The 21,152-nt window shown below is 49.1% G+C and carries 15 protein-coding genes; 10 read left to right on the top strand and 5 right to left on the bottom strand.

The window, feature by feature from the left end:
* Positions 1-201 precede the first annotated feature (201 nt).
* From ADG881_RS09510 to ADG881_RS09495, 3 genes are all read left to right on the top strand, one after another.
* Positions 202-1,071, top strand: coding sequence for a DUF1837 domain-containing protein (locus ADG881_RS09510; RefSeq protein WP_039926518.1), 870 nt, complete (start codon positions 202-204; stop codon positions 1,069-1,071).
* Positions 1,068-3,215, top strand: a complete 2,148-nt coding sequence (locus ADG881_RS09505) for a DEAD/DEAH box helicase (RefSeq protein WP_007150676.1) — start codon at positions 1,068-1,070, stop codon at positions 3,213-3,215. The genes ADG881_RS09510 and ADG881_RS09505 overlap by 4 nt, the downstream gene beginning before the upstream one ends.
* A gap of 619 nt (positions 3,216-3,834) precedes the next feature.
* Positions 3,835-4,943, top strand: a protein-coding gene (locus ADG881_RS09495; protein WP_156790334.1) for an IS3 family transposase whose coding sequence is annotated in 2 segments (ribosomal slippage) — positions 3,835-4,096 and positions 4,096-4,943 — 1,110 coding nt in all. Because the reading frame shifts where the segments join, the coding sequence is not laid out codon by codon here.
* 652 nt (positions 4,944-5,595) lie between these two features.
* On the opposite strand, the gene ADG881_RS09490 is transcribed toward ADG881_RS09495, so the two are convergent.
* Positions 5,596-7,923, bottom strand: coding sequence for a TRAP transporter large permease subunit (locus ADG881_RS09490; protein ID WP_007150199.1), 2,328 nt, complete (start codon positions 7,921-7,923; stop codon positions 5,596-5,598).
* 297 nt (positions 7,924-8,220) lie between these two features.
* Between ADG881_RS09490 and ADG881_RS09485 the strand changes: the two genes are divergently transcribed.
* The 7 genes from ADG881_RS09485 to ADG881_RS09455 are packed head-to-tail and all read left to right on the top strand — an operon-like array spanning position 8,221 to position 16,575.
* Entirely contained in the window at positions 8,221-9,090 is an 870-nt protein-coding gene (locus ADG881_RS09485) for a metal-dependent hydrolase (protein WP_039927356.1), read from the top strand.
* On the top strand, positions 9,090-10,091 hold the full coding sequence (locus ADG881_RS09480) for a BtrH N-terminal domain-containing protein (protein WP_007150864.1): 1,002 nt from the start codon (positions 9,090-9,092) through the stop codon (positions 10,089-10,091). The genes ADG881_RS09485 and ADG881_RS09480 overlap by 1 nt, the downstream gene beginning before the upstream one ends.
* Positions 10,066-11,046, top strand: coding sequence for a PaaI family thioesterase (locus ADG881_RS09475; protein ID WP_231866193.1), 981 nt, complete (start codon positions 10,066-10,068; stop codon positions 11,044-11,046). Before ADG881_RS09480 ends, ADG881_RS09475 begins: the two co-directional genes overlap by 26 nt.
* A gap of 58 nt (positions 11,047-11,104) precedes the next feature.
* The gene (locus ADG881_RS09470) at positions 11,105-12,655 is read left to right on the top strand and encodes a long-chain-fatty-acid--CoA ligase (RefSeq protein WP_007148529.1); all 1,551 of its coding nucleotides are present in this window, start codon (positions 11,105-11,107) and stop codon (positions 12,653-12,655) included.
* Positions 12,656-12,702: 47 nt separating this feature from the next.
* On the top strand, positions 12,703-13,863 hold the full coding sequence (locus ADG881_RS09465; protein ID WP_007150215.1) for an acyl-CoA dehydrogenase family protein: 1,161 nt from the start codon (positions 12,703-12,705) through the stop codon (positions 13,861-13,863).
* A gap of 8 nt (positions 13,864-13,871) precedes the next feature.
* Positions 13,872-14,987: an acyl-CoA dehydrogenase family protein gene (locus ADG881_RS09460; protein WP_007150528.1), complete on the top strand. Its 1,116-nt coding sequence runs from the start codon at positions 13,872-13,874 to the stop codon at positions 14,985-14,987.
* Positions 14,974-16,575 carry a GMC family oxidoreductase gene (locus ADG881_RS09455; protein ID WP_007150726.1) on the top strand — a complete coding sequence of 534 codons (1,602 nt, stop codon included), beginning with the start codon at positions 14,974-14,976 and terminating at the stop codon, positions 16,573-16,575. Before ADG881_RS09460 ends, ADG881_RS09455 begins: the two co-directional genes overlap by 14 nt.
* Before the next feature lie 146 nt (positions 16,576-16,721).
* Here ADG881_RS09455 and ADG881_RS09450 read toward each other — a convergent pair whose 3' ends face one another.
* The 4 genes from ADG881_RS09450 to ADG881_RS09435 are packed head-to-tail and all read right to left on the bottom strand — an operon-like array spanning position 16,722 to position 20,990.
* Positions 16,722-17,606, bottom strand: coding sequence for a metal-dependent hydrolase (locus ADG881_RS09450; protein WP_007149555.1), 885 nt, complete (start codon positions 17,604-17,606; stop codon positions 16,722-16,724).
* A gap of 41 nt (positions 17,607-17,647) precedes the next feature.
* Complete coding sequence (locus ADG881_RS09445; RefSeq protein WP_007150445.1) at positions 17,648-18,514, bottom strand: SDR family oxidoreductase; 867 nt, start codon at positions 18,512-18,514, stop codon at positions 17,648-17,650.
* Entirely contained in the window at positions 18,511-20,037 is a 1,527-nt protein-coding gene (locus ADG881_RS09440; RefSeq protein WP_007148413.1) for an NAD(P)/FAD-dependent oxidoreductase, read from the bottom strand. The genes ADG881_RS09445 and ADG881_RS09440 overlap by 4 nt, the downstream gene beginning before the upstream one ends.
* A complete protein-coding gene (locus ADG881_RS09435) occupies positions 20,034-20,990 on the bottom strand; it encodes an alpha/beta fold hydrolase (RefSeq protein WP_039926515.1) in 957 nt (318 codons plus the stop codon). Before ADG881_RS09435 ends, ADG881_RS09440 begins: the two co-directional genes overlap by 4 nt.
* Positions 20,991-21,152 lie beyond the last annotated feature (162 nt).

Here is a 21,152-nt window from a genome sequence, read left to right as displayed (position 1 = left end):
AATAATTAATCCTTAAGCGAGATGGTCTTTGCCAAGACTTAGCCGAATTGATGAGGTTGATGGGGGCGCTGTCATGCTTAAAGGATGATTTAGGAAAGAATCCATCTGGACAAGAACCAATAAATTTCGGCTATCTTGGTATTTAGGTCAGGCGTGAAGCTGCGCAGGGGAAATATGGAAATGGATAATAAAAGGGAATAAATGGAACATCCAGACGATTTTTTGAAAGTTATTTTTCATGAGCTCAGTGGGACTGGGGATGATTTGGCTCTCTGTGCAGGATTTGAACGTGGGGAATGGAGGAATGACCAGTTAGCAGACCACATGATGGAGTGGCTGCCTGAGTTCGCATTGGATTATTCAGAGTTGAACGATATAGGTCACGCTAATGCATTGAGGATGACGAAAAAGGCAGCAAAAATTGTTTATCAAACAGAAAAATACGGGTTAAGGGGAGAGTTTGGTGAGATTTTGCTGCATATAGCTATTCGTCAGGTTTATGAAACGCTTCCTGCTGTCAGCAAGATTTATTATAAAAGCGCAGTTAATGAAACAGTAAAGGGATTTGATGCTGTGCATGTTGTCAGGAAAGATGGTGATCTTGAGTTGTGGATAGGTGAGACTAAGTTCTATGAAAATATAACCAGGGCTGTTTATGATGTTTCTAAAGAGGTTGTTGACCATTTGGAAACCGACTACTTGAGGTCAGAGTTTATTCTCATAAAAAATAAAATTGACCCCACTTGGTCAGAGGCTGAAGCGCTTAATAAGTTATTGCATGAGAACACATCTCTGGATTCTGTCTTCAAACAAGCGTGCATTCCGATACTGCTTACTTATGATAGCGATGTTGTCGGAGTTAGCGAGAGTGACAACGAGGAATACAGAGAGAAAATTAAAGTCGAGATGAGAGATGCCTATGCTAACTTAAGAGGGAAAATAAATCATGAATATGAGAATAGATTCAATCAATATTTTCCTCTTGTTGTTCATGTTATCTTTGTCCCATTAAAAGAAAAAAAACAGCTTATAGCAGCTCTTGATGCACGACTTAAGGCATTGCAACTATGATGAATATTTCTGCTATTCGTGAAAAACTCAAATCAGAAACCTGGACAAAAGATCCCTTCATTATTCTCTCAGAAATAGCGAATGTTTGTTCTTCTAGTATCGATTTAGGCCGTGATCTGGTGATTCGAGCTCTTGAAGGGCAGGATTTCCTCGATCAAGACTATAGAAATATACTTAATGATTTGACGATGCAGGTGGGCCTCTACCCATATGTTTCAGATCTTGAGGATCTTTCTTTAAGAAATGCACTGATGCATGCCGCTCATCGGGCTGATGGGGTAATGGGCGAGTATGTTTTGCATAGGTCGCAAGCTCGTGTATTGAACTGGCTAATGTCAGGAGCTTCTGTGATTTTGAGTGCGCCTACTTCTTTTGGAAAAAGTCTTCTAATCGACATAATTATATCAGCAAAGAGATTTGATAATGTCGTATTGATAGTCCCAACTTTGGCGTTGGTAGAAGAAACTAGGCGACGAATGTCAAGATTCGTTGATGAGTATTCGATAGTCACTTCTAGTAACCAAAAAATAGCTGAAAAAAATATATTTGTTCTCACGCAAGAGCGTTATCTCTCTTTAGAAGATGATATCCCAGGAATTGATTTTTTTGTGATTGATGAATTCTATAAGCTTTCTATATCAAGTGATGGAGGTCGTTCAACTCTACTAAATCAGGCTTTCCTGCGATTATCCAATACCGGGGCGCAGTTCTATATGTTGGGCCCTTCAATTAAGTCAATACCGGCTATTGTTAAAGAGAAGCTAAATTGCAAATTTCTCATTGAGGATTTTCAAACAGTAGCTGTTGAACTTCATTTTCTTAAGAAAAAGCCAAATAAGGATGAAGCTCTAGCTAATCTTTTGGATGAAATTGACGGCCAAACGATGATTTATTGCCAGTCTCCCGCAAGTACAAGAAAGTTAATTAAATCTTATCTTGATATAAGAGAAGTGGAGATGACTCAAGATGGTGAACTTTTAGAGGCTGCGAAGTGGACCTCGGATAATTATCATGATGAGTGGTTAGTCTCTGTGGCTCTTCGGCATGGGATTGGAATTCATCATGGGCGCCTCCCTCGTGCGCTTGGGCGCTTTATGATCCGCGCTTTTGAGGAGGGAAAGATAAAAATACTCCTCTGTACTTCTACCCTGATTGAGGGAGTAAATACCTCTGCTAAAAATGTGGTGGTCTACGATAGTAAGCTTAATAGAAGATCACTAGATTTCTTCACTTTTAGCAATATTAAAGGGCGATCTGGTCGTATGTTTCGTCATTTCATGGGGAATATCTTTGTTTTTGATGCTCCCCCTGAAGAAGAACTTCCCTTTGTGGATATGCCTGCCATAAACCCAGGAGAGAACACGCCAAGCAGTCTTCTGATTAATCTTTCAGAAATGGATGTTCCATCGACACTTCGAGAGAAAGTTGACTCATTGTTAAGGCAAAAACTCCTTCCTGTTGAGCTTCTAAAACAACACTCAGGTATTGAGCCTGAGTATTTATTGGATGCCGCTAAAACACTGATTTCTTTGGAAGTTAGAGAGTTGGAACGCTATGTATGGGCTTCAAGGCCTGTGTATGATGACATCAAACTTACGTCTGATCTGATTTGGACGCAATTAGGTGGGGCGGCAGCAGCTAGGCAGAGTTCTATGCGAAGTGCAAGCATGATGACATTCTGGATATGGCGTCTTTACTCTTCGCGCAATGTGCCTCAATTTAGAAGAGAAATGATAATAAGCCAAATAGAGCGGAATACTTCGCCTGACGAAGCGGTAGAGAATGTGCTTGCCTTCTTGAGAGGCTGGGCATCGTTTAATTATCCTAAGTACCTTGCTGCGCTAAATGATGTCGTCAATCATGTTTTGCAATTGAAGGGCTTGTCAGGATGTAACTATTTACCTTTTGCTATGATAATAGAGCACTTATTTCAACCATCATCATTTTCTGCACTTGAAGAGTATGGCCTGCCGACAGAAATTTCGGAAAAGCTCTTGAATGGAAGGGTTTTTAACAAGGACGATTCATTAGATGTGGTCGTGAATAATTTGCGAAACCGAAAGCTTGATCGTTTTGGTGATGGAATCTTTGAAAAGAGGGTTATTGAAGATTTTCAGCGGGGTATTGGTGCGAAGATCAGCTAGTTTAACGCAGCAATCTGACAAAATGTCCGCAGAGCGCGGCGTCTATTCAGGTGGTTGGCATGGAAAGTAATGTTATAGAAGGGATTGTGGTTGGTGCCTCTGGTGGCGCAATTGCAGGGCTCACAGTCTACGGGGTCCAATACCTGCATGAAATGGTCCGTGAGGTATTTGAAATGCGAAGAGTCAACGTATGGCTCCAAGGGAATTCAGTAGGAGGAAAGTGGCGTAGCACTAGGGTAATTGCGAGCTGGACTAATCTTACTGAAGATAGAGTTCAGTATTTGTGTAGCAAGAGCAAAAAAATAAAGCTTTCGACAGGGGAAAATGAAGGTTTGTGGGGGCACCGTGATTCAATAAACATCACGGACTGCTAGGCATTCAATACAGATTTGGCTTCGGCTACCGATTAACCATTTTACTGGTGTATTTTATACCCCTGATAAAAGTGTAGGAAATAGTGTCTAAACTATCGTGTTAAAGACAGATGCCCTTTTTATCCATATGTCAGACACCTTTGTATTATTGATGTATGTTGAATCAGAAAAACCTGTCCACTCCCCCTAAACTGAGACAGACCTGATTAGAGTTTTCTGGGAATATCACATCTCAGGAGACGACTATGAAGAAATCACGGTTTACTGAAACTCAGATCGTATCAATCCTCAAAGAGGTCGATGCGGGCATGAAAGTCGAGGAGATCTGCCGAAAGCATGGCATCAGCAATGCCACCTATTACAACTGGAAGAGCAAGTACGGTGGCATGGAAGCGTCGGATGTGAAGAAGCTCAAGGAGCTTCAGGACGAGAATGCCAAACTCAAGCAGATGTTTGCTGATCTGAGCCTGGAAAATGCTGCCCTGAAGGATCTATTCGAAAAAAAGGGTTGGTGACAGCGGAGAGACGCGAGTCGGCAACGACTCTGGTCGAATTTGGATTATCGATCACTCACGCCTGTAAGCTGGTCGGTCTGGGGCGGGCGAGCTACTACCGCAAGCCCCGGGACTGGCGTGTAGCGGATGCTGCTGTCATTGATGCGCTGAACGAGCAACTCAAGAAGTCACCGAGGGCAGGCTTCTGGAAGTGCTACAAGCGCATTAGGAACAAAGGCCTGCCTTTCAACCACAAGCGTGTCTACCGCGTATATTGCCAGATGGGCCTGAATTTGCGCAGGCGCACGAAGCGAGTATTGCCCAAGCGTATCGCCAAACCGCTGGAGGTCAGCATGTATCCGAACAAGCAGTGGGCATTGGATTTTATGCACGACACGCTTTATTGCGGCAAGCGCTTCCGTACGCTGAATATCATCGATGAGGGCACTCGCGAGTGTCTCGCCATCGAAGTGGATGCCAGCCTCCCGGCAGGACGTGTAGTGCGGACGCTGGAGCGCCTTGAGCAAGAGCGTGGGCTGCCAAACCAGATCAGGGTGGATAACGGGCCAGAGCTGATCGCAGCGGAGTTCTATGACTGGTGTGAAGAGAAAGGCATTGAGGTCGCCTACATCCAGCCTGGCAAACCGCAACAGAACGGCTTCGTCGAGCGATTTAACGGGTCGTTCCGTTATGAGTTCCTGGACGCCTATCTGTTCGAGAGTCTGGGCCAGGTTCGGGAAATGGCCTGGCTGTGGATGCTGGATTACAACGACGAGCGTCCGCATGAAAGCTTGGGTGACATACCGCCAGCGGTGTATCGCCAGAAAGTAGAAAACTCTAGTTTAGGACTGCCTCACTAAAGGGGGAGTGGACAAACCCACTTTACCTCCGAATATTGGTTCATTAAATAAAAGTGGGCATGATATGAAAATTGCTCTAGGGAGCGAGACTTTTCCCTTTCTCAATTGAGGACATCCCCAAAACGCACGTCAGTCCTAAATCAGGGGGGCGATTGGGGTTTCACGCGACTATCCGGCATGAGTTCTATCAGTTGGCGCGGCGGCGAATCGTTTTCAGTCATGCTGGCGTTGCTCTCTGGGTGATGCATGGTACAGAGCGACACCACATTTGCCCGCGCCGATCAGTGAATGTGCGTCATTGAGCCTGCCACCTCAGAAATAGGTAATGGCATCGCCCTCTCCATCGTCTTTTCTAATGCAAAAGCGGCAGATTTCGTAGGCATCCAGTCACGACAGAGTGTGATATACAAAATAGGAGTAGGGGCGTATCACGGCGGTGTGGCTGGGGCCTCAAACCCGGCACGTTGCCGGTCGAGTTTGCCCTGGTCATCATCTGTTGATGGGGGGCGGATTTGGTCAGGAGTTCAGATAAAGTTTGATTATTCCTGACCAAAATTTTTCGTCTTATTGTAAATGCAATCAGTTTACATTTTAATTTTCGCTGAGCGATGGAATCAGTTATTGAAAGCCAACTTTTAAAATTGACTCGCGATTAACCACCGTGCGATATTTTCTGGAACATATAGCCGTGGAGCGTATCTGACATCAGTGGCAGGTAGGATACCATCAATAGAGCGGTCAGCATCACGGCAATAGGCAGAAGATACTTCTCGTGGCGACGGTAAAAGCTGCCTCCGTGAACTTTGGCGGATTCCACTTCCTCGTCGCCGACCACCTGTCTTGTTAATAAGTGGTTAAGTGCCACCGGTGGTGACAAGTAGCCCAGTTCGAAGGCCGCTAGAGTGATCATCCAGAAGTGCAGGGGCTCAATTCCATTGGCGAACGCCACAGGAGCTATCGTGGCGTTCACCAGTAACACCGCGCCCATCGGATCCATGGTCATGCCAATGATTACCATAGTGATCACCAATATAGTCATTGCAACCCAGATATTGGCAAAAGTTTCAGGTAAGTTTTCCATCATCCCAGAACGTTCTACGATGCCACCAAGGCTTACCGACATGCCCATCAAAATCAACAAGGCACCGATATGTCCGGTGGTTTCATTGGTGGCAAAACGCAGTGAAGACTCTAGCTTCTCTCCTGTGCCTGGTTCAGGCTGGTGGTGAGGTTTTGCCGAGGGTTTTTTTACTAGATGCTGCAGAATCAGGCTGACACTAAGTAACATATTGCGCCAGAAAAGCTCCCAGAACAGGCTGTTAAGTTCATTTTTTGAAGTGCCAGTAGGAATGTTGCCGCTATTCAGGGCCTCCTGCATACCAGCCATATTGTAAGAGGAGTAGAGAATGAGGGGGACTAGCGTCAACGAGAAGACGTGTAGAGATTTTACGCTAAGTTTCTCGTAACACAGAATCGACAGCATCATTACAGGCAAAATGATGGGGGCGTAGATTTCGTTTAACTCCGCACCCAGAATATCTCGGAAAAATACTACCACCGTGCCCATGATGATTATATAGGGAAGCAGTGGGACCAGGCGTTTAAGACTGGCGGGTACTGCTTCAGATAAGGGTGCAATACGGGCGGGTGATGTGCGTACAAACTGGCTGTAAACGAAGAACAAGAACAAAGACAAAGAGAAAACCTTCAAGCCTGAGGAAAACATCTCATCTGTCGTCACTGCGTTATTCAATGCGGCAATAATCACTACCAGAAGACAAGGTCGAAGAACGACGCCGAGAGAGCCAGACATAGCAGTGGCTGCCAGAGCTAACTGCTTGCGGGCTCCGGCGCGAATCAGCTCATGGTAAACGGTGGCGCCAGCTGCGATTACAAAAATACCTGAAGCGCCGGTGAACGCTGTCGGGATTGCGGTAATTGCTAGCACGACAAAACACATGAGCTCTGGAGACATTTTCCAGGGTCGCAGTACATCAAATACCAGGTGGGCGAGTTTGGTTTGACGTAACATCATGCCTATCCAGATATACAGCGCGAGGCTCAAAAACAGTGTGGAAAGCTCCATGAGCATACCTAGGTATACACTTATTCCGTGATAGTAACCTTGTTGGGCGAACTGGATACCTGCGGAAATACACATGATGCTGTACAGCGGAATGGTCAGCAGCGATTTCCCCCAAGAGCCGCCATCGCTTAGATCTTTCGGCGGACGGAGCAACTGGTAGAACGCTGCCAGGCTGAGAATACTAAATCCTGCAATCCAGAACTGATGAAGATAGAAGTGATCAACGTTGACTCCATCTGCCACTGCGGATAATTCTGCACTGCGATAAACCCATGCTGACGCCAATAGCATCAGGTTTGCACTTAGCTGACCAACAGTTGAGACCAAATGATCCTTGCGCGTTTGAGCAGGCCGAAGTGCGATGTGGTGTCGGGAGAATGTAGCTGTTGCTGCACAGATTATGATAAGTAGGCAGAGTAAAAGGCGCTTGTAACCCCCAAGGGTGGTGACCAGATGGGCGACCCCTGTTTCCAGGTTGCGGAAGGCAATCACTCCAGGAGTGGCGTTCTCTTGAACCATCCTGTAGTCGCTCCATTTATTGCGACAAATGGAGCGGGATGACTCCAGCGATTGACGTATCGCTCCTTCGTTCACCTCTGATCCCAAAATTCCGGCTAATGGATCGGCCGCCATTCGTGCTTTCTTCTCGGTGATGGCCTTCTGGATCTCCTGTTCAATGTTAGGATCTGAATTACAGGTGGGGGCGCCGACAAGTCCCGCTGTTCGCAGCTTGAAGTAACCTTCCCATGTGCTCTCACCAATCTTGAGTAACTGGGAATGAATCACTTCGCCAGAGGCTAGAAAAATAGTGAGCAATAGCAGGATTATGGTTGGCAAGGAGGAAAGCCATTCTCCCGCAGATCGCTGTGCCATGCTCAAACTGGCAATATTCATCGGTACTTCCTTGCTCTATAAATTTATCGGTTACAAACGACAGGGTCGAACCGAATGTTTAAGGGAATTCTGAATATTTCGTAAAATGTGGTGATTCTCACTTCTTGGCTTTTGATCGGCCCATAGCGCTGATATTTAGCGCATCTTTCATGGTCGAATCACTACTTCGAAAGTTATAAGCATGAAACTTACGTGGTTTTGCCGCTTTGTAGGTTTGTTCTGGTTGACATTTGGTTAGTTGACCAAATAACATCGAAGGATGTCAACCTAAAGACAACCTGTTTCATTGGAGGAATTATGACTTCTTTGCCAATCCAGCCACGTAAAGTTGCTTTTGATGTCTCATCAGTGCCGCGGCACTGGAATGGCGGTGATCCCGTGCTGACCCGCTTTTTTGACGCCCTCTCGGTACATTTCCCGGAGGGAGAGCGCTTCTTTATCCAGTCAGTGCGTAACTTCAAGGATCAGGTGACAGATGATCAGCTGATCGAGGACATTCGTCACTTTATTCGCCAGGAAGGTCAGCACGGCATTGTCCATGATCGTTTCAACGATGTGATGGCCAGCCAGGGCGTGGATGTAGATAAGGTCACTACGAATTTAAGGACGTTTATTCGCACCACACAAAAGTACCTGCCGAAGAAGTATCAGCTCGCCATGACTGCGGCGTTTGAGCACTTTACGGCAACCCTGGGCGAAGCCATGGTTAGCGAGAAGAGCGACATGTTTGGCGAGGCCGATCCCGTCATGAGAGCGTTGTTTCTTTGGCACGGGGTTGAAGAAGTAGAACACAAGGCTGTGGCCTATGATCTTTATCAGGGAGCGGCTGGGGGGGGCTACCTGACTCGTGCCTCGGCGCTGGTGGTTGCGACACTGATGGTTCATTTGGTCGTGGCACCGGTATTCTGGAATATGCTCAAGCTTGATGGTGTCACGCGCCAGCCCGGTGTGATTCTGAAGGGTTTGAACAAACTTTATGGGCGAAAAGGTATTCTCACAGGAATGTTGCCTGATTTTCTTGCCTGGTTTCGTCCCGGGTTTCACCCTTGGGACACCGGTATGCCTGAGAAGGTTGCCGCCTGGTTGGCAGAGTATGAGGCTCATGGTGATCCAATGCAGGCATCGGAGACCATTTATGGTCCGGATCCTGTGAGAGAGGCAGCCTGATGCAGACCAACGATCAGGGTAACCCCGGTGCCTTTGATTTTCGGCACACTCATAGGCCCGGACGCCACTGTGGAAGTTCAGCTATCAGGGATCTTCTGGAGTTTCATGGGCTTAATTTAACTGAAGCTTTCTGCTTCGGTCTCGGTGCCGGGCTTGGTATTACTTATGTGGAAATACCAGGCACGGACACCCCGTTTATTGTCCATGTCCGTTCAATGGGATTTGAGGAAACGGTGTTCTCTACACTGGGCGTGCCGTTTCGCTGGGAAACTTGGCAAGATAAATGTGCTGCCGCCGATGCGCTGGATGCCCATCTTGATGCGGGGCGGCCTGCGCTTCTCTTAACTGATATTTTTTACCTTCCTTATTTCAAGAGCAGTACACATTTCCCCGGTCACGCCATCGTCGCCTGGCAGCGAGCCGAGAAGGGCGAGACGATGCTCGTTAGCGATACCGAGCGCCCAGGGCTTTTAGAGGTGCCTCGTGACAAGTTGGTTGAAGCCAGATTCTCCTTGTCGCCACCCTTTATCCATCATGGTTCATTGTTCGCACCCGAAAGTGTTTCGGTTCAGGTGTCTGCCGAGAACGTGCGCAGTGCGATTGTGAAGAATGCAGATAATCTCCTGCAAGGAAGCAGGAATCACGGTATTCAAGCGCTAACAACTTGGATCCAGGAACTTCCTCGCTGGAAGGCAGTGGATAAATGGCAATGGTTGCTCCGTTTCGCCTATCAAGTGATCGAGAAGCGTGGAACGGGGGGCAGCGGCTTTAGAGCGATGTATTCAGAATTTCTCGATGAAGCGAGTGAAATTGTTCCTGAAATACATGAGGCAGGCTTGGTCGAGTTGATGCGAACGAGTGCTGCGGCATGGTCCGCTCTGGCTGATTGTCTGCGAAAGGGGTCCGAAAGTGAAACATTCCCTGAAGAGGCAATAACGGACGCCATTGAATCTGTGCGTGTTGCAGAGACCCGGTATGCGGATGCCGCTTCAACATTCTGATAAAAAGTTGCTAACTATGACAGCTGAGACATCACTCCCGAGAGAACTGCTTGCCGCAAAGGCTTTTTTTGGTTCAGGGCATCCGTTGTTCAGGGTTTTTGGTATCGCAATGGATGACATTACCAAAGATGGCGCGGTAATGAGCATGCCTTGTGTGGAAGAGGTTTGTGATCAACAGGGAAAGCTTCATCGGGGAGCCATCGCTACCTTGCTTGATACGGCATGTGGTTTGGCGATTTTTGTGCGCCTCGGCGACATGCGCCCAATTGCGACAATTGACTTGCGCGTTGATTTCATCGCTAAACCCGAGGCTGGCGAAGGGGTGGCATGTAATGTCACCTGTTTTGCAGTTGAAGAAAATATTGCCTATGTCCGTGGAGAGGCATTTGGGCGTGATGGCGGCAATTTGCTGGCGTCGGTATCAGGCAGTTTTGCGATAGGAACGGCAGGCCCGTCCTTTGATCAATCTGTGAATCCTAGCAATAAGAGAGCCCCCTCCAAGAAAAAAACAATCGATGATGAAGGAATCATCAGCTTCGAAACAGAAAGGGTAACCGCTCTCTCTACTGTGGTCGGCGATGTATCACCATACGAAAAATTTCTTGGTATGACGGCTTCGGACGATAACGGCGAAGCAACCTATAAAATGCCGTTTCGCGAGCAGCACATTGGCAACCCTCTGATCAAGACTTTTCATGGCGGTATTATCGCAAGCTTCGCGGAGCTTGTTGCTGGCGCGCACTTAACAGCGAATCAGACTGAACAAAATAAGCCAGTATGTTCAAGTATGACTCTGGATTATTTGCGCCCGGCCTTTGCGGGTACGTTGGTGGCCAAGCCGAACATTATTCGTGAAGGAAAGCGCTTCATTGTGGTTGTTGTGGATGTGTTTCTTGATGGCGCCCAGGTTTCCCGAGGTCGCTTCATTTATAAGAGAGCCTTCGCTTCCAGCTAATCCAATCTATAAACAACCCTCCCCCCTTCCTTTTCTGCCTCAATAGAGGAGTTCTGTTATGTATATTTCACAGACTTTGCGCCGTGCGGTTCAATTAAACGGCCAAGGTACGGCTACCGTTTTTGCTGGTCGGCGGCAAACCTGGCGAGAGTTTGAAGACCGTATCGCATGCCTTGCTAACGGGTTGCTAAGTCTGGGCATCAATGCGGGTGACAGGGTTGCCATACTGGCATTAAACAGCGATCGCTACCTGGAGTATTTCTATGCAGTGTCGTGGGCCGGTGCGGCAGTGAATCCCGTCAATATTCGGCTCGCACCACCTGAAATCGCCTATACCTTGAATGACTCAGGTTCTAAAGTGCTTTTCGTTGATGACACCTTTGCAGCATTGCTGCCATCCCTACAGCCACAGCTTGAGTCTATCAAGCATGTTGTCTTCATGGGTGAGGGTGAGTGTCCACAAGGGTGTATTGATTATGAATCCCTTGTCGCCAACGCCGATCGAATCCGTGACGCCAATGCTGGCGGTGACGATCTGGCGGGGCTGTTTTATACCGGTGGTACCACTGGGCGGTCAAAAGGCGTGATGCTGAGTCATGACAACCTGGTATTCAATGCCCTGAACGTGGTTGCCGAGATGGGCTATGACAGTGACACCATATATATGCATGCCGGGCCCATGTTCCACTTGGCTGATATGGCCAGCACGTTTGCCGTGACACTGGCTGCGGGGACACATGGCATTGTTCCTCGCTTTGATGTTGATGAAGTGCTGGCTTTCATTGAGCAGGAGAAAGTCACGAACACCCTGTTGGTGCCGACCATGGTCAATCTTCTAGCCTCATCTGGGCGCATCGCCAATTACGATGTCAGCAGCATAAAACGCATGCTGTATGGCGCCTCGCCAATGCCAGAGGCGGTATTGATTAGTGCTATGGAACAAATGCCGACAGTGTCATTTGCTCAGGGCTATGGCCAGACCGAAGCCTCCCCAATCATTACCTCACTCGGGCCAGAACATCACATTCCCGGCGGAGAAAAATTACGTAGCGCCGGTCGCGCAGCACTGGGTGTGGAGGTGGTGGTGCTTGATGAAAATGATCAGGTGGTATCTCAAGGTACGGTTGGCGAAATATGTGCGCGGGGACCAAACGTCATGTTGGGTTACTGGGGAATGGAATCAACAACCGCTGATACCTTGCGCAATGGTTGGCTACATACCGGCGACCTTGGCTACATGGACGAGGATGGATTTGTCTTCATCGTTGATCGAGCCAAGGACATGGTAATTAGCGGTGGAGAAAATATTTTCTCTGTTGAAGTTGAAGGTGCCATTTATAGCCATCCTGCGGTACAGGAGTGCGCGGTAATTGGTATTCCCGATGAACGCTGGGGTGAAGCTGTGCATGCAATCGTGGTGCTGCGTGAAGGAGAGCACGCCAGTGAGGCAGAGATTATCGAACATTGCCGTGAAAGAATTGCAGGTTACAAAGTGCCTCGTAGCGTTGATTTTAAGGCAGAGTCGTTGCCGGTGAGTGGGGCAGGTAAGGTGCTGAAAAACGAACTGCGAGCCCCCTTTTGGGAGAGCAACGGTAAACAGGTTAATTGAGTAATCGATGACCTTGTATTGCGAAATTTATTGGCTTGGAGGCTTCCATGAATCTGGATTTCAGTAATGACGAAAAAGAATTTCGTAAGAGTATCCGGCAGTGGATGAAGGAAAATGTGCCTGATGATATTCGGCGCTGTACTGCCCGAGGAGCGATGCCAGACAAGAATATGCAGCAACGATGGGAGCGTTTGCTGGGCAGTCAAGGTTGGCTCACGTCTACTTGGCCAGAACAATTTGGTGGCCCAGGGTGGAGCGCAACCCAGCGGTATATTTTCGATCAGGAACGCGCCTCGGCAGGGGCTCCGCCAACAAGTCCTTTTGGTGTGGCCATGGTTGGGCCGGTGTTATATACCTTTGGTTCTGAAGCACAGAAGGAACGGTGGTTGCCCGGCATTCAGCGTGGCGAAACGCTATGGTGCCAAGGTTATTCTGAGCCCAATGCGGGCTCAGATCTGGCCTCGTTAAAAACGCGAGCCACGCGTAATGGCGACCATTATTTGGTTAATGGTCAAAAAATCTGGACGACACAGGCCCATTGGGCAGACATGATGTTTTGCTTGGTGCGAACGGATAGCACCGTGAAACAGCAGCAGGGTATTTCATTCCTGCTGATCGATATGAAAACCCCCGGGCTTGAAGTACGGCCGATTTATTCAATTGATGGGCATCATCACCTTAACGAAGTCTATTTTACCGACGTGAAAGTGCCTGTGGAAAATTTGGTGGGTCAAGAAGGAATGGGGTGGACCATTGCCAAATTTCTTCTTACCCACGAACGCACCACCATTGCCGGTGTGGCGGATATTCACTACGAAATCAATCGCCTTAAAAGTGCTATCGATGCGCTACCAACGGAAACAGATAAGCAGTTGGCGGTGCGTCGGTTGGCTGGCTTGGAAGTCGATCTTATGGCACTGGAATACACCAACTTTCGCACCGTTGCTGCCACAGATGAAGGCAAGCCGTTCGGCCCAGAATCGTCAGGACTGAAAATCAAAGGCACGGAACTACAGCAAAGGGTTTCCCAAGCGATGGTGGAAATCGGAGGTTTGATGTCTTTGCCATGGGATAACGAGGAGCCCATTGGGGAGCAAATTTTTAATCAGGCCAGTCGCCGCTATAACTTCCTGCGTGCGTGCACCATCTATGGTGGATCTAACGAGATCCAGAAAAACGTGTTGGCGAAGATGTTGCTCGGATTGTGAGGTGAAAAATGGATTTCAAGTTACCCGAAAATACCACCATGATTGCGGATACCGCGCGCCGTTATCTTAAAGACAACTATTCATTTGACAGCTACATTGCACAGTTGAATGAGAGTAATCACCTTGAAGCGAATCGCTGGCAGGCCATGAATGATTTGGGTTGGTTTGGCCTTCCGTTTGCTGAATCTGTTGGAGGGTATGGCGGCTCATTGCTTGACGTGTGCGCCATTGTTCAGGAGTTAGGAGCCGCGCTTTGTCTTGACCCTTTTGTCGATTTAATTGTTTCCCCCGGCAAGTTATTGGAGTTCGCCAATACGCCAACATCCTTGGCGTTGCTTGATCGCATTATTGCTGGTGAGGCACGTGTGGCTTGCGGTCTTTATGACCGGCATGCCGGTTATCACGTGCTGAACCCTTCCTTGAGGCTAAACGGAGAACGACTTTCCGGGCAGAAGCACGTTGTGTCTGATGGTGGTGTTGCAGACGCCGTGCTCGTCTCCGCTATGTCTGGTGATGAGTTGGTCATTGTCGCGCTACCTTTCGACGCCTGTGACGTTGAAAGATATCGACTGCTCGATGGAAGCCGTGCTGCCAGTTTGACGCTTGATGATGTGCTCATCACAGACGAAATGGTTTTGTGTCGTGGTGATGCGGCAAAGCAAGCGGTTTCTGCCTGGTTCGATTATCTGTGCGCATTGGACTGCGCACGTATGTACGGCGCCTGCCGAGAGGTGTATCAGGCCACTCTGGAATACGCTCGAACGCGTAAACAGTTTGGTAGAACGATTGGCAGTTTTCAGGTAATCCAGCACTACCTTGTTGATGCGTTTATTGATCTCCAGCAGCTGGAATCCATGCTCTTGATGGTGTCAGTAAAAGGAGAGAGCGCAAACGTCTGTGAGCGCGGGCGCGCGACAGCGGCGGCAAAGGCTTACTACGCAAACCGGGCCGTTGGTATCACTCAGCAAGGTATCCAGATCCATGGTGGCGTTGGTGTTACGGAAGAGCTGAACATTGGCCATTACTTCCGTCTGGTGACACATGCATCATTGAGTCATGGCGACCGAGAGCACCACATGTCACGGTTTATTCAGGCGGGGGAGAAGCAAAATGAAGTCGTTTGATTTTATCGTCGTGGGGGCGGGCTCTTCGGGCTGTGTTCTTGCCAACCGGTTAAGCGAGTGCGGCAAGTATTCCGTTTGTCTTATTGAGGCCGGCCCCCACGATAATAGCGGTTTTATTAATATTCCGTTTGGACTCATCGGTCTAATTAAACAAGGAAAGCGAAACTGGGGCTACGACACCGCGCCACAGAGTCACCTTAATAAAAGGCGCCTCTACTGGCCGCGAGGAAAAACACTGGGGGGCAGCAGCTCAATCAATGCCATGGTCTACATTCGAGGCCAACAACAAGACTATGATGACTGGGCAGCGCAAGGCGCAACAGGGTGGGCGTGGAAAGATGTGCAGCCGGTATTCAATGCACATGAAAACAATGAACAATACTCCGCTGACAATTGGCATGGTGTGGGTGGGCCACTGAATGTTACCCGAGTCAGGGATGTTAACCCGTTAACCCCGCTGTTTATTAAGTCCGGTGAAGAGCTGGGTTATACCCGAAACGATGATTTTAACGGGCCGGAACAGAAAGGCTTTGGCCGGTTTCAGGTAACACAAAAAGAAGGGCGCCGATGGAGTGCCGCGCGTGCTTTCCTGGATCCTGCACGTGGCCGCGATAACCTGCACATCATGACGGATGTGCAGGTAACCAAGGTGTTACTGGATTGCGGCAGGGCGATTGGCGTCGAAATTTGTGATAGTGATGGTGCTCAATCGGTCATTCGTACGAACAAAGAAGTCATCCTGTCCGGTGGGGCGATCAATAGCCCTCAGTTGCTGATGTTGTCGGGTATTGGAGAGCGAGAGCACCTATCGAAAATCGGCATCACCTGTTTGCAAGACTCGCCGGAAGTTGGGGAGAACCTTCAAGATCACCTTGATATGACCGTCATGATCAAGGACAAAAGCCGTCAATCAATCGGCATGTCACCGTTTTTTATACCTCGGCTGATTAGTGCCTTCTACCAGTATTTTCGTCATCGGCGCGGCTTTCTTGCCAGTAACGCGGCGGAAGCAGGGGCTTTTGTCAGCCTGCTCAGCGAGCCGGATCGTCCGGATGCTCAGCTACACTTTTTACCGGCTTATCTTCGAGATCATGGACGTCAGTTGACGCCAGGGTTTGGTTGTACGATTCATGTGTGCCAACTCAGGCCTAAGAGTCGAGGACAGATTCGATTGGCCAATAGCGATCCATTTGCTGCGCCTTTGATAGACCCAAACTATCTTTCTCATCCTGACGATATTCTTGTGCTCCGTGAAGGCGTGAAACTAGCCAGAAAAGTGTTTCACAGTCATTCTTTCAGCTCTGCTTTTGGCGGTGATGACGAACCGGCTTCCAGCGTGGAGAGTGATGACCAGATTGACGCGGATATTCGCCAGCGCGCTGAAACAATCTACCATCCCGTCGGCACTTGCCGAATGGGTAGTGATGAAAAAGCGGTGGTGGATGTCCGTCTGCGGGTAAACGGTGTGAAGGGGTTGCGTGTCGCCGATGCCTCGATCATGCCACTGTTGATCAGTGGTAATACGAACGCGCCATGTATGATGATTGGCGAGCGAGCGGCACAATTCATTCTAGAGGATGCGCAATAAAGATCGGCTAGAGAAAAGCTATGATAAAAGGTGTAATGCCGGAGTTGCATGGAAGCAATTCCGGCATTTTTTTGTGTGTCTTTTAGCAAACGGTGGTGACAGAGTCGTCAACTATTCAGAGGTTCCCTAAACCCCCTTGAGCATTATTATGCCGCCGGATTGCTATACAGCTCATGCAGTTGGCCACCTTCAGCGAACAACTTCTCACGCCACAGTTTTTCCAGCCCTTTGGTGTCATGTTGATCAGGGTGGAAATCCGGCTGAATGAACTCAGGAAGGCGCGAAAGGATTTGCGATACAAACCCGTTACGACCTAGCAAAATATTCAGACCTTTAACATTATCGCTGATGTTGCCGAGCTGGCCGTCTTTGACAAGCATCCAGCTCCAGGTGATGCCCAGCATCGGCAGCAAGACGACCATCGAGGCGAGGGCTGCAGCCACGCGCTCTGTACGGCTGTTACCAATAAGCTCATATACGTCGTAGGCAACAGATTTGTGTTCCAGCTCTTCGAGCGCATGCCACTGCCATATTTTGAGCATTTCAGGGTCTGCCTGGCGTACAAAATTCTCGTCTTCAAGCAGCTGCTCGGCGAGAAGCGCAGTAAAGTGCTCCATAAACGTGGTGGCGGCTAGCCGAGTGCTCGGCGGCAACTTCTCTAGTATGGCCAAGCCAATTTTGACAAACCGATCTGGCGACTGCATGTCATAGCCGTATTCGGCGAGAATCTGGTTCAGCCTGTCATGCTCTCGTCCGTGAATGGCCTCCTGCCCCATGAAGCCCGATATGGCCGCCCGTAGAGATTCGTCCTTAACCTGACCACGAAAGTGTCTAACAGACTCCATGAAATAGCGCTCACCAGGTGGGAAAAACCCGGAGAGCATGGCAAAGAAAGTCGTTGCTGTGGCATTTCCAGCATAAAAATACTTTGGAATGGAATCCGGAAATTGAAAATTGATATGACGCGGTGGAATGCCCACCAGCGCGCCGCTGAGTTTCTTAATGCTTTTTACCGTATTAGACGAGCGCATATCGCCTCCAATCAATAATGTGATAGTTAAAGAGAAAAATGTCAGGCCATGCCCTGATGCGTTTTTTTATTTTTGCTGCTTTGCTGTTTTTTAAACATAATTTCAAGCAAGCGTTGGTAGCCTGTGGGTATCAGTCTCTGTGTGGTGTCCAGCATGACCGCGTCACCGCCTACCAAAACTCTTCGCCGGTTTTTCCGCACGCCTTTCAGGATGGTTCTAGCGGCAGCTTCGGGTGTGGTCATGGCAATTTTTTCGAACATGCTGGCAATCTCTTCTTTGTCGCCCATGTTCATGCTGCCCATGTCTCCCATGCGACTATTACGCGCTATGTTGGTCTTTACTCCACCTGGATGAACGCAAGTCGCGCTGACAAGGCCGCCCGCGATATCCAGCTCTTCACGTAATGATTCTGTAAATCCGCGAACAGCAAATTTTGCGGCGTTGTAGGCTGACTGGGTTGGAACACCGATAATGCCGAAAACGCTGGAGATGTTGACGATATGGCCTTCACCTATTTTCTGGAGATGGGGAAGAAATGCCTTTGTACCGTATACGACACCCCAGAAATTGATATTCATCAGCCATTCAAAGTTTTCATAGCTCATGTTCTCGACGGTCTCACCCAGTCCCACACCGGCATTGTTCATGATGAGATTTACTTTTCCGTGTGTTGAGACGGTATCTTCCGCGTATTGATAAACCGCATTTTTGTTGCTGACATCAACAACATGAGTGCTGATGTTGACGGCGTAGCCTGCCAGTAATTCGACCGTCTTCTCTAGGCTTTCTTCGCTGATATCAGAGATCGCTAAGTGGCAGCCTTCTTTTGCTAGAGCAATCGCCGTGGCTTGCCCGATGCCCGACCCGGCGCCAGTGATCGCCGCGACTTTTCCTGAAAATGATTTCATCGTTGCGCCTCTATATTGAGTGTGTTGCTCAGAAGTTTTTGGACGAGATTGCGTTTCGTTTTATGTAGGTTTGTCGTTTCGAATTTAAGGTGGCCATCATTCATTTTTCCATAACGAAACGCCGGCAGGTCGTGAAGATAATCGTTGAGGTTTTGCCAAGGATCTTTGTTGCCTTGGCGTGGCAGGCGGTCATCAGCACGTTGAATGTAGCCAGAGCGAAGGTTGAGAAAGTTGACATCAGAGCCACACCCTTCCTCGTCGATAGGGGTCACCTTTTCTGCGCCTGTCTTGCGCATATGCTTGAGAAGCCGACAAACAAATTCGGAGGCAATATCTGCCTTGAGGGTCCAGGACGCGTTGGTATAGCCAAAGACCAGTGCCATATTAGGCACTTTTTCCAGCATTAAGCCTTTGTACATCATGGTGTTTGAGAGATTGACGTGCGTACCATCAACACGTAGCTCTGCGCCGCCCAACATTTGCAAATCCAGACCGGTAGCTGTGACGATAATATCGGCAGGTATCCAATCCCCAGATTCCAGTTTTATACCGGTTTTGGTGACATTTTTTATATGATCCGTCACCACGGAAGCCTTGCCTTCACGAAGCACCTTGAACAGATCCCCCTTGGGAACTGCGCACATTCGTTCCTCCCATGGGTTGTAGTGAGGTTGAAAATGCTTCATGTCGATATCCGGCCCCAGTTGTTTGCGAGCAGCGGCCAGCAGTAATCTGCGGATCGCTTTGGGCTTACGAATCGATAGGTTAAATACGGTTCTCTGCAGCAGGATATTGCGTGTGCGCGCCAAGCGGTAAACAAGCATTTCTGGCAGTACTCGGCGCAGGTTTTTCGAGATGAGATCTTGCTCAGGGACGGAGGCAACATAAGTAGGGGAGCGCTGTAACATGGTGACATGCGCAGCGCGGTCGGTCATCGCGGGCACCAGTGTTACGGCGGTGGCGCCGCTGCCGATCACGACAACTCGCTTACCCGTATAGTCGTAGTTATCTGGCCAGTGCTGCGGGTGAATTACGTCGCCGCCAAAGCGATTGATTCCAGGTATTTTCGGTGTGTAGCCGGCGTCATAGTTATAATAACCGGTACAGTTGAGGACAAACCCAGCGGTGAAAACTTCTTCTTCACCGGTTTCCTCGTTCAACGCGGTAACCGTCCAGCGATTGAATTCGCTGCTCCAGTCCTCGGCAGTGACTTTCAGGCCAAAATGAATTTTCTTGTGGACCTGATGATGCTCAGCGGTTTCTTCGATGTAATTGCGAATAGAGGGGCCATCGGCAAGCATCTTGGTGTCTGTCCAAGGCTGAAAGTTATAGCCGAGTGTGAACATATCGGAGTCCGAACGGATGCCGGGATAGCGAAATAAATCCCAGGTGCCACCAACGCGCTTGCGTCGCTCAAGGATGCCATAGCGTAGATCTGGGCACTTGCGGCTTAGGTGACAAGCCGCACCGACGCCGGAAAGGCCCGCGCCAATGATCAGCACGTCGAGGTGTTTATGTTTCATGGTGTAAGTCTCCGATCGGTGGAGCGTATGTGATTTCCTTGCGGGTCAAGGTGCTGAAGAAAGTCCAGCACTGCTCCGGTAAAAATACTGTTGCGGTCACCCGCTACCATATGACCTGCTTGATGGATTACTCGGTACTTGGCATGTGGCACGAGGGCTAATAATTCCTGGGCTCCTGCTTCGCTGAGTACATCACTGTGATGGCCGCGGATGAGTAATATCGGTAATTTGAGTTTGCTTGCTGCAAGATTGAGTCGCGCTCGGCCGAACATGCCTTCATTTGCTTCAGGGATTACCGCATGATCAAGAAACGCAGGATCCCAGTGCCAATGGAGACGGCCATTAGCGTCCTGGCGGAGGTTTTTTCGCAAGCCCTGTGAGCTTGATGGTGCTTTTCGTGTTGGGTTATAGGCAGCCACGGCATCCTGAACCTGATCCAGAGAGTCGAAACCGTCAGGGTGGCGGCGCATGAACTCAATCACCCGGCGAACGCCTTTGGTCTCAAGCCGTGGGGCCACATCCACCAGTACCAGACCTCGACAGGGCAAGGGGGGCTCCTCCCCAAGGGTAAGCATGGCCGTCAGTCCGCCCATTGACGCTCCCACGATATAAGGTGATGTGGGAAGTGATTGGATGATGGCGCGGAGGTCTGATACCAGCGCGGTGCCGCTGTAATCCCCTTCAGGGCACCACTGGCTTTGACCATGACCGCGGGCATCAATGCAGGTAGCGCAGTACCCGGATCTGGCCAGAGCTGTTGCCGTGTGCGCCCAGGCATGACGGGTCTGTCCGCCGCCATGCAGCAAAAGCACCTGCGGTGACTTCGGGTCCCCGAACTGGGTTGCACTAAGAACCAACCCGCCGTTTCCCGGGAACTGTATATCCCTGCCAGATTCCGGTGGGTGCTTTGAATCGCTATAGGCAAGGCTTGCGAGGCTGTCGTGAGGATGCATCATTATAGGCATTTATTTATTTGGCCAAACAACCAAATATTAGCGTTTCTTCTACACAAAGAAAAGTCCTATTTGACGATATTGATGATCATTCAGCGGTGTGGCATACGGTGAGGACAGAAAAAAGCCCCCATAAAGGGGGCATGAAAGTGCGTTAGCACA

The organism is Alcanivorax sp. DG881 (genome assembly GCF_000155615.1).
Classification (GTDB): Bacteria; Pseudomonadota; Gammaproteobacteria; order Pseudomonadales; family Alcanivoracaceae; genus Alcanivorax.
Note: the sequence above shows the minus strand (reverse complement) of the source record. Positions and strands in the feature narration are given on the sequence as shown.

Coding starts and splice junctions, on each gene's coding strand:
- ADG881_RS09510 (WP_039926518.1), top strand. CDS start 202: ATGGAACATCCAGACGATTTTTTGAAAGTTATTTTTCATGAGCTCAGT.
- ADG881_RS09505 (WP_007150676.1), top strand. CDS start 1,068: ATGATGAATATTTCTGCTATTCGTGAAAAACTCAAATCAGAAACCTGG.
- ADG881_RS09490 (WP_007150199.1), bottom strand. CDS start 7,923: ATGAATATTGCCAGTTTGAGCATGGCACAGCGATCTGCGGGAGAATGG.
- ADG881_RS09485 (WP_039927356.1), top strand. CDS start 8,221: ATGACTTCTTTGCCAATCCAGCCACGTAAAGTTGCTTTTGATGTCTCA.
- ADG881_RS09480 (WP_007150864.1), top strand. CDS start 9,090: ATGCAGACCAACGATCAGGGTAACCCCGGTGCCTTTGATTTTCGGCAC.
- ADG881_RS09475 (WP_231866193.1), top strand. CDS start 10,066: ATGCGGATGCCGCTTCAACATTCTGATAAAAAGTTGCTAACTATGACA.
- ADG881_RS09470 (WP_007148529.1), top strand. CDS start 11,105: ATGTATATTTCACAGACTTTGCGCCGTGCGGTTCAATTAAACGGCCAA.
- ADG881_RS09465 (WP_007150215.1), top strand. CDS start 12,703: ATGAATCTGGATTTCAGTAATGACGAAAAAGAATTTCGTAAGAGTATC.
- ADG881_RS09460 (WP_007150528.1), top strand. CDS start 13,872: ATGGATTTCAAGTTACCCGAAAATACCACCATGATTGCGGATACCGCG.
- ADG881_RS09455 (WP_007150726.1), top strand. CDS start 14,974: ATGAAGTCGTTTGATTTTATCGTCGTGGGGGCGGGCTCTTCGGGCTGT.
- ADG881_RS09450 (WP_007149555.1), bottom strand. CDS start 17,606: ATGCGCTCGTCTAATACGGTAAAAAGCATTAAGAAACTCAGCGGCGCG.
- ADG881_RS09445 (WP_007150445.1), bottom strand. CDS start 18,514: ATGAAATCATTTTCAGGAAAAGTCGCGGCGATCACTGGCGCCGGGTCG.
- ADG881_RS09440 (WP_007148413.1), bottom strand. CDS start 20,037: ATGAAACATAAACACCTCGACGTGCTGATCATTGGCGCGGGCCTTTCC.
- ADG881_RS09435 (WP_039926515.1), bottom strand. CDS start 20,990: ATGCATCCTCACGACAGCCTCGCAAGCCTTGCCTATAGCGATTCAAAG.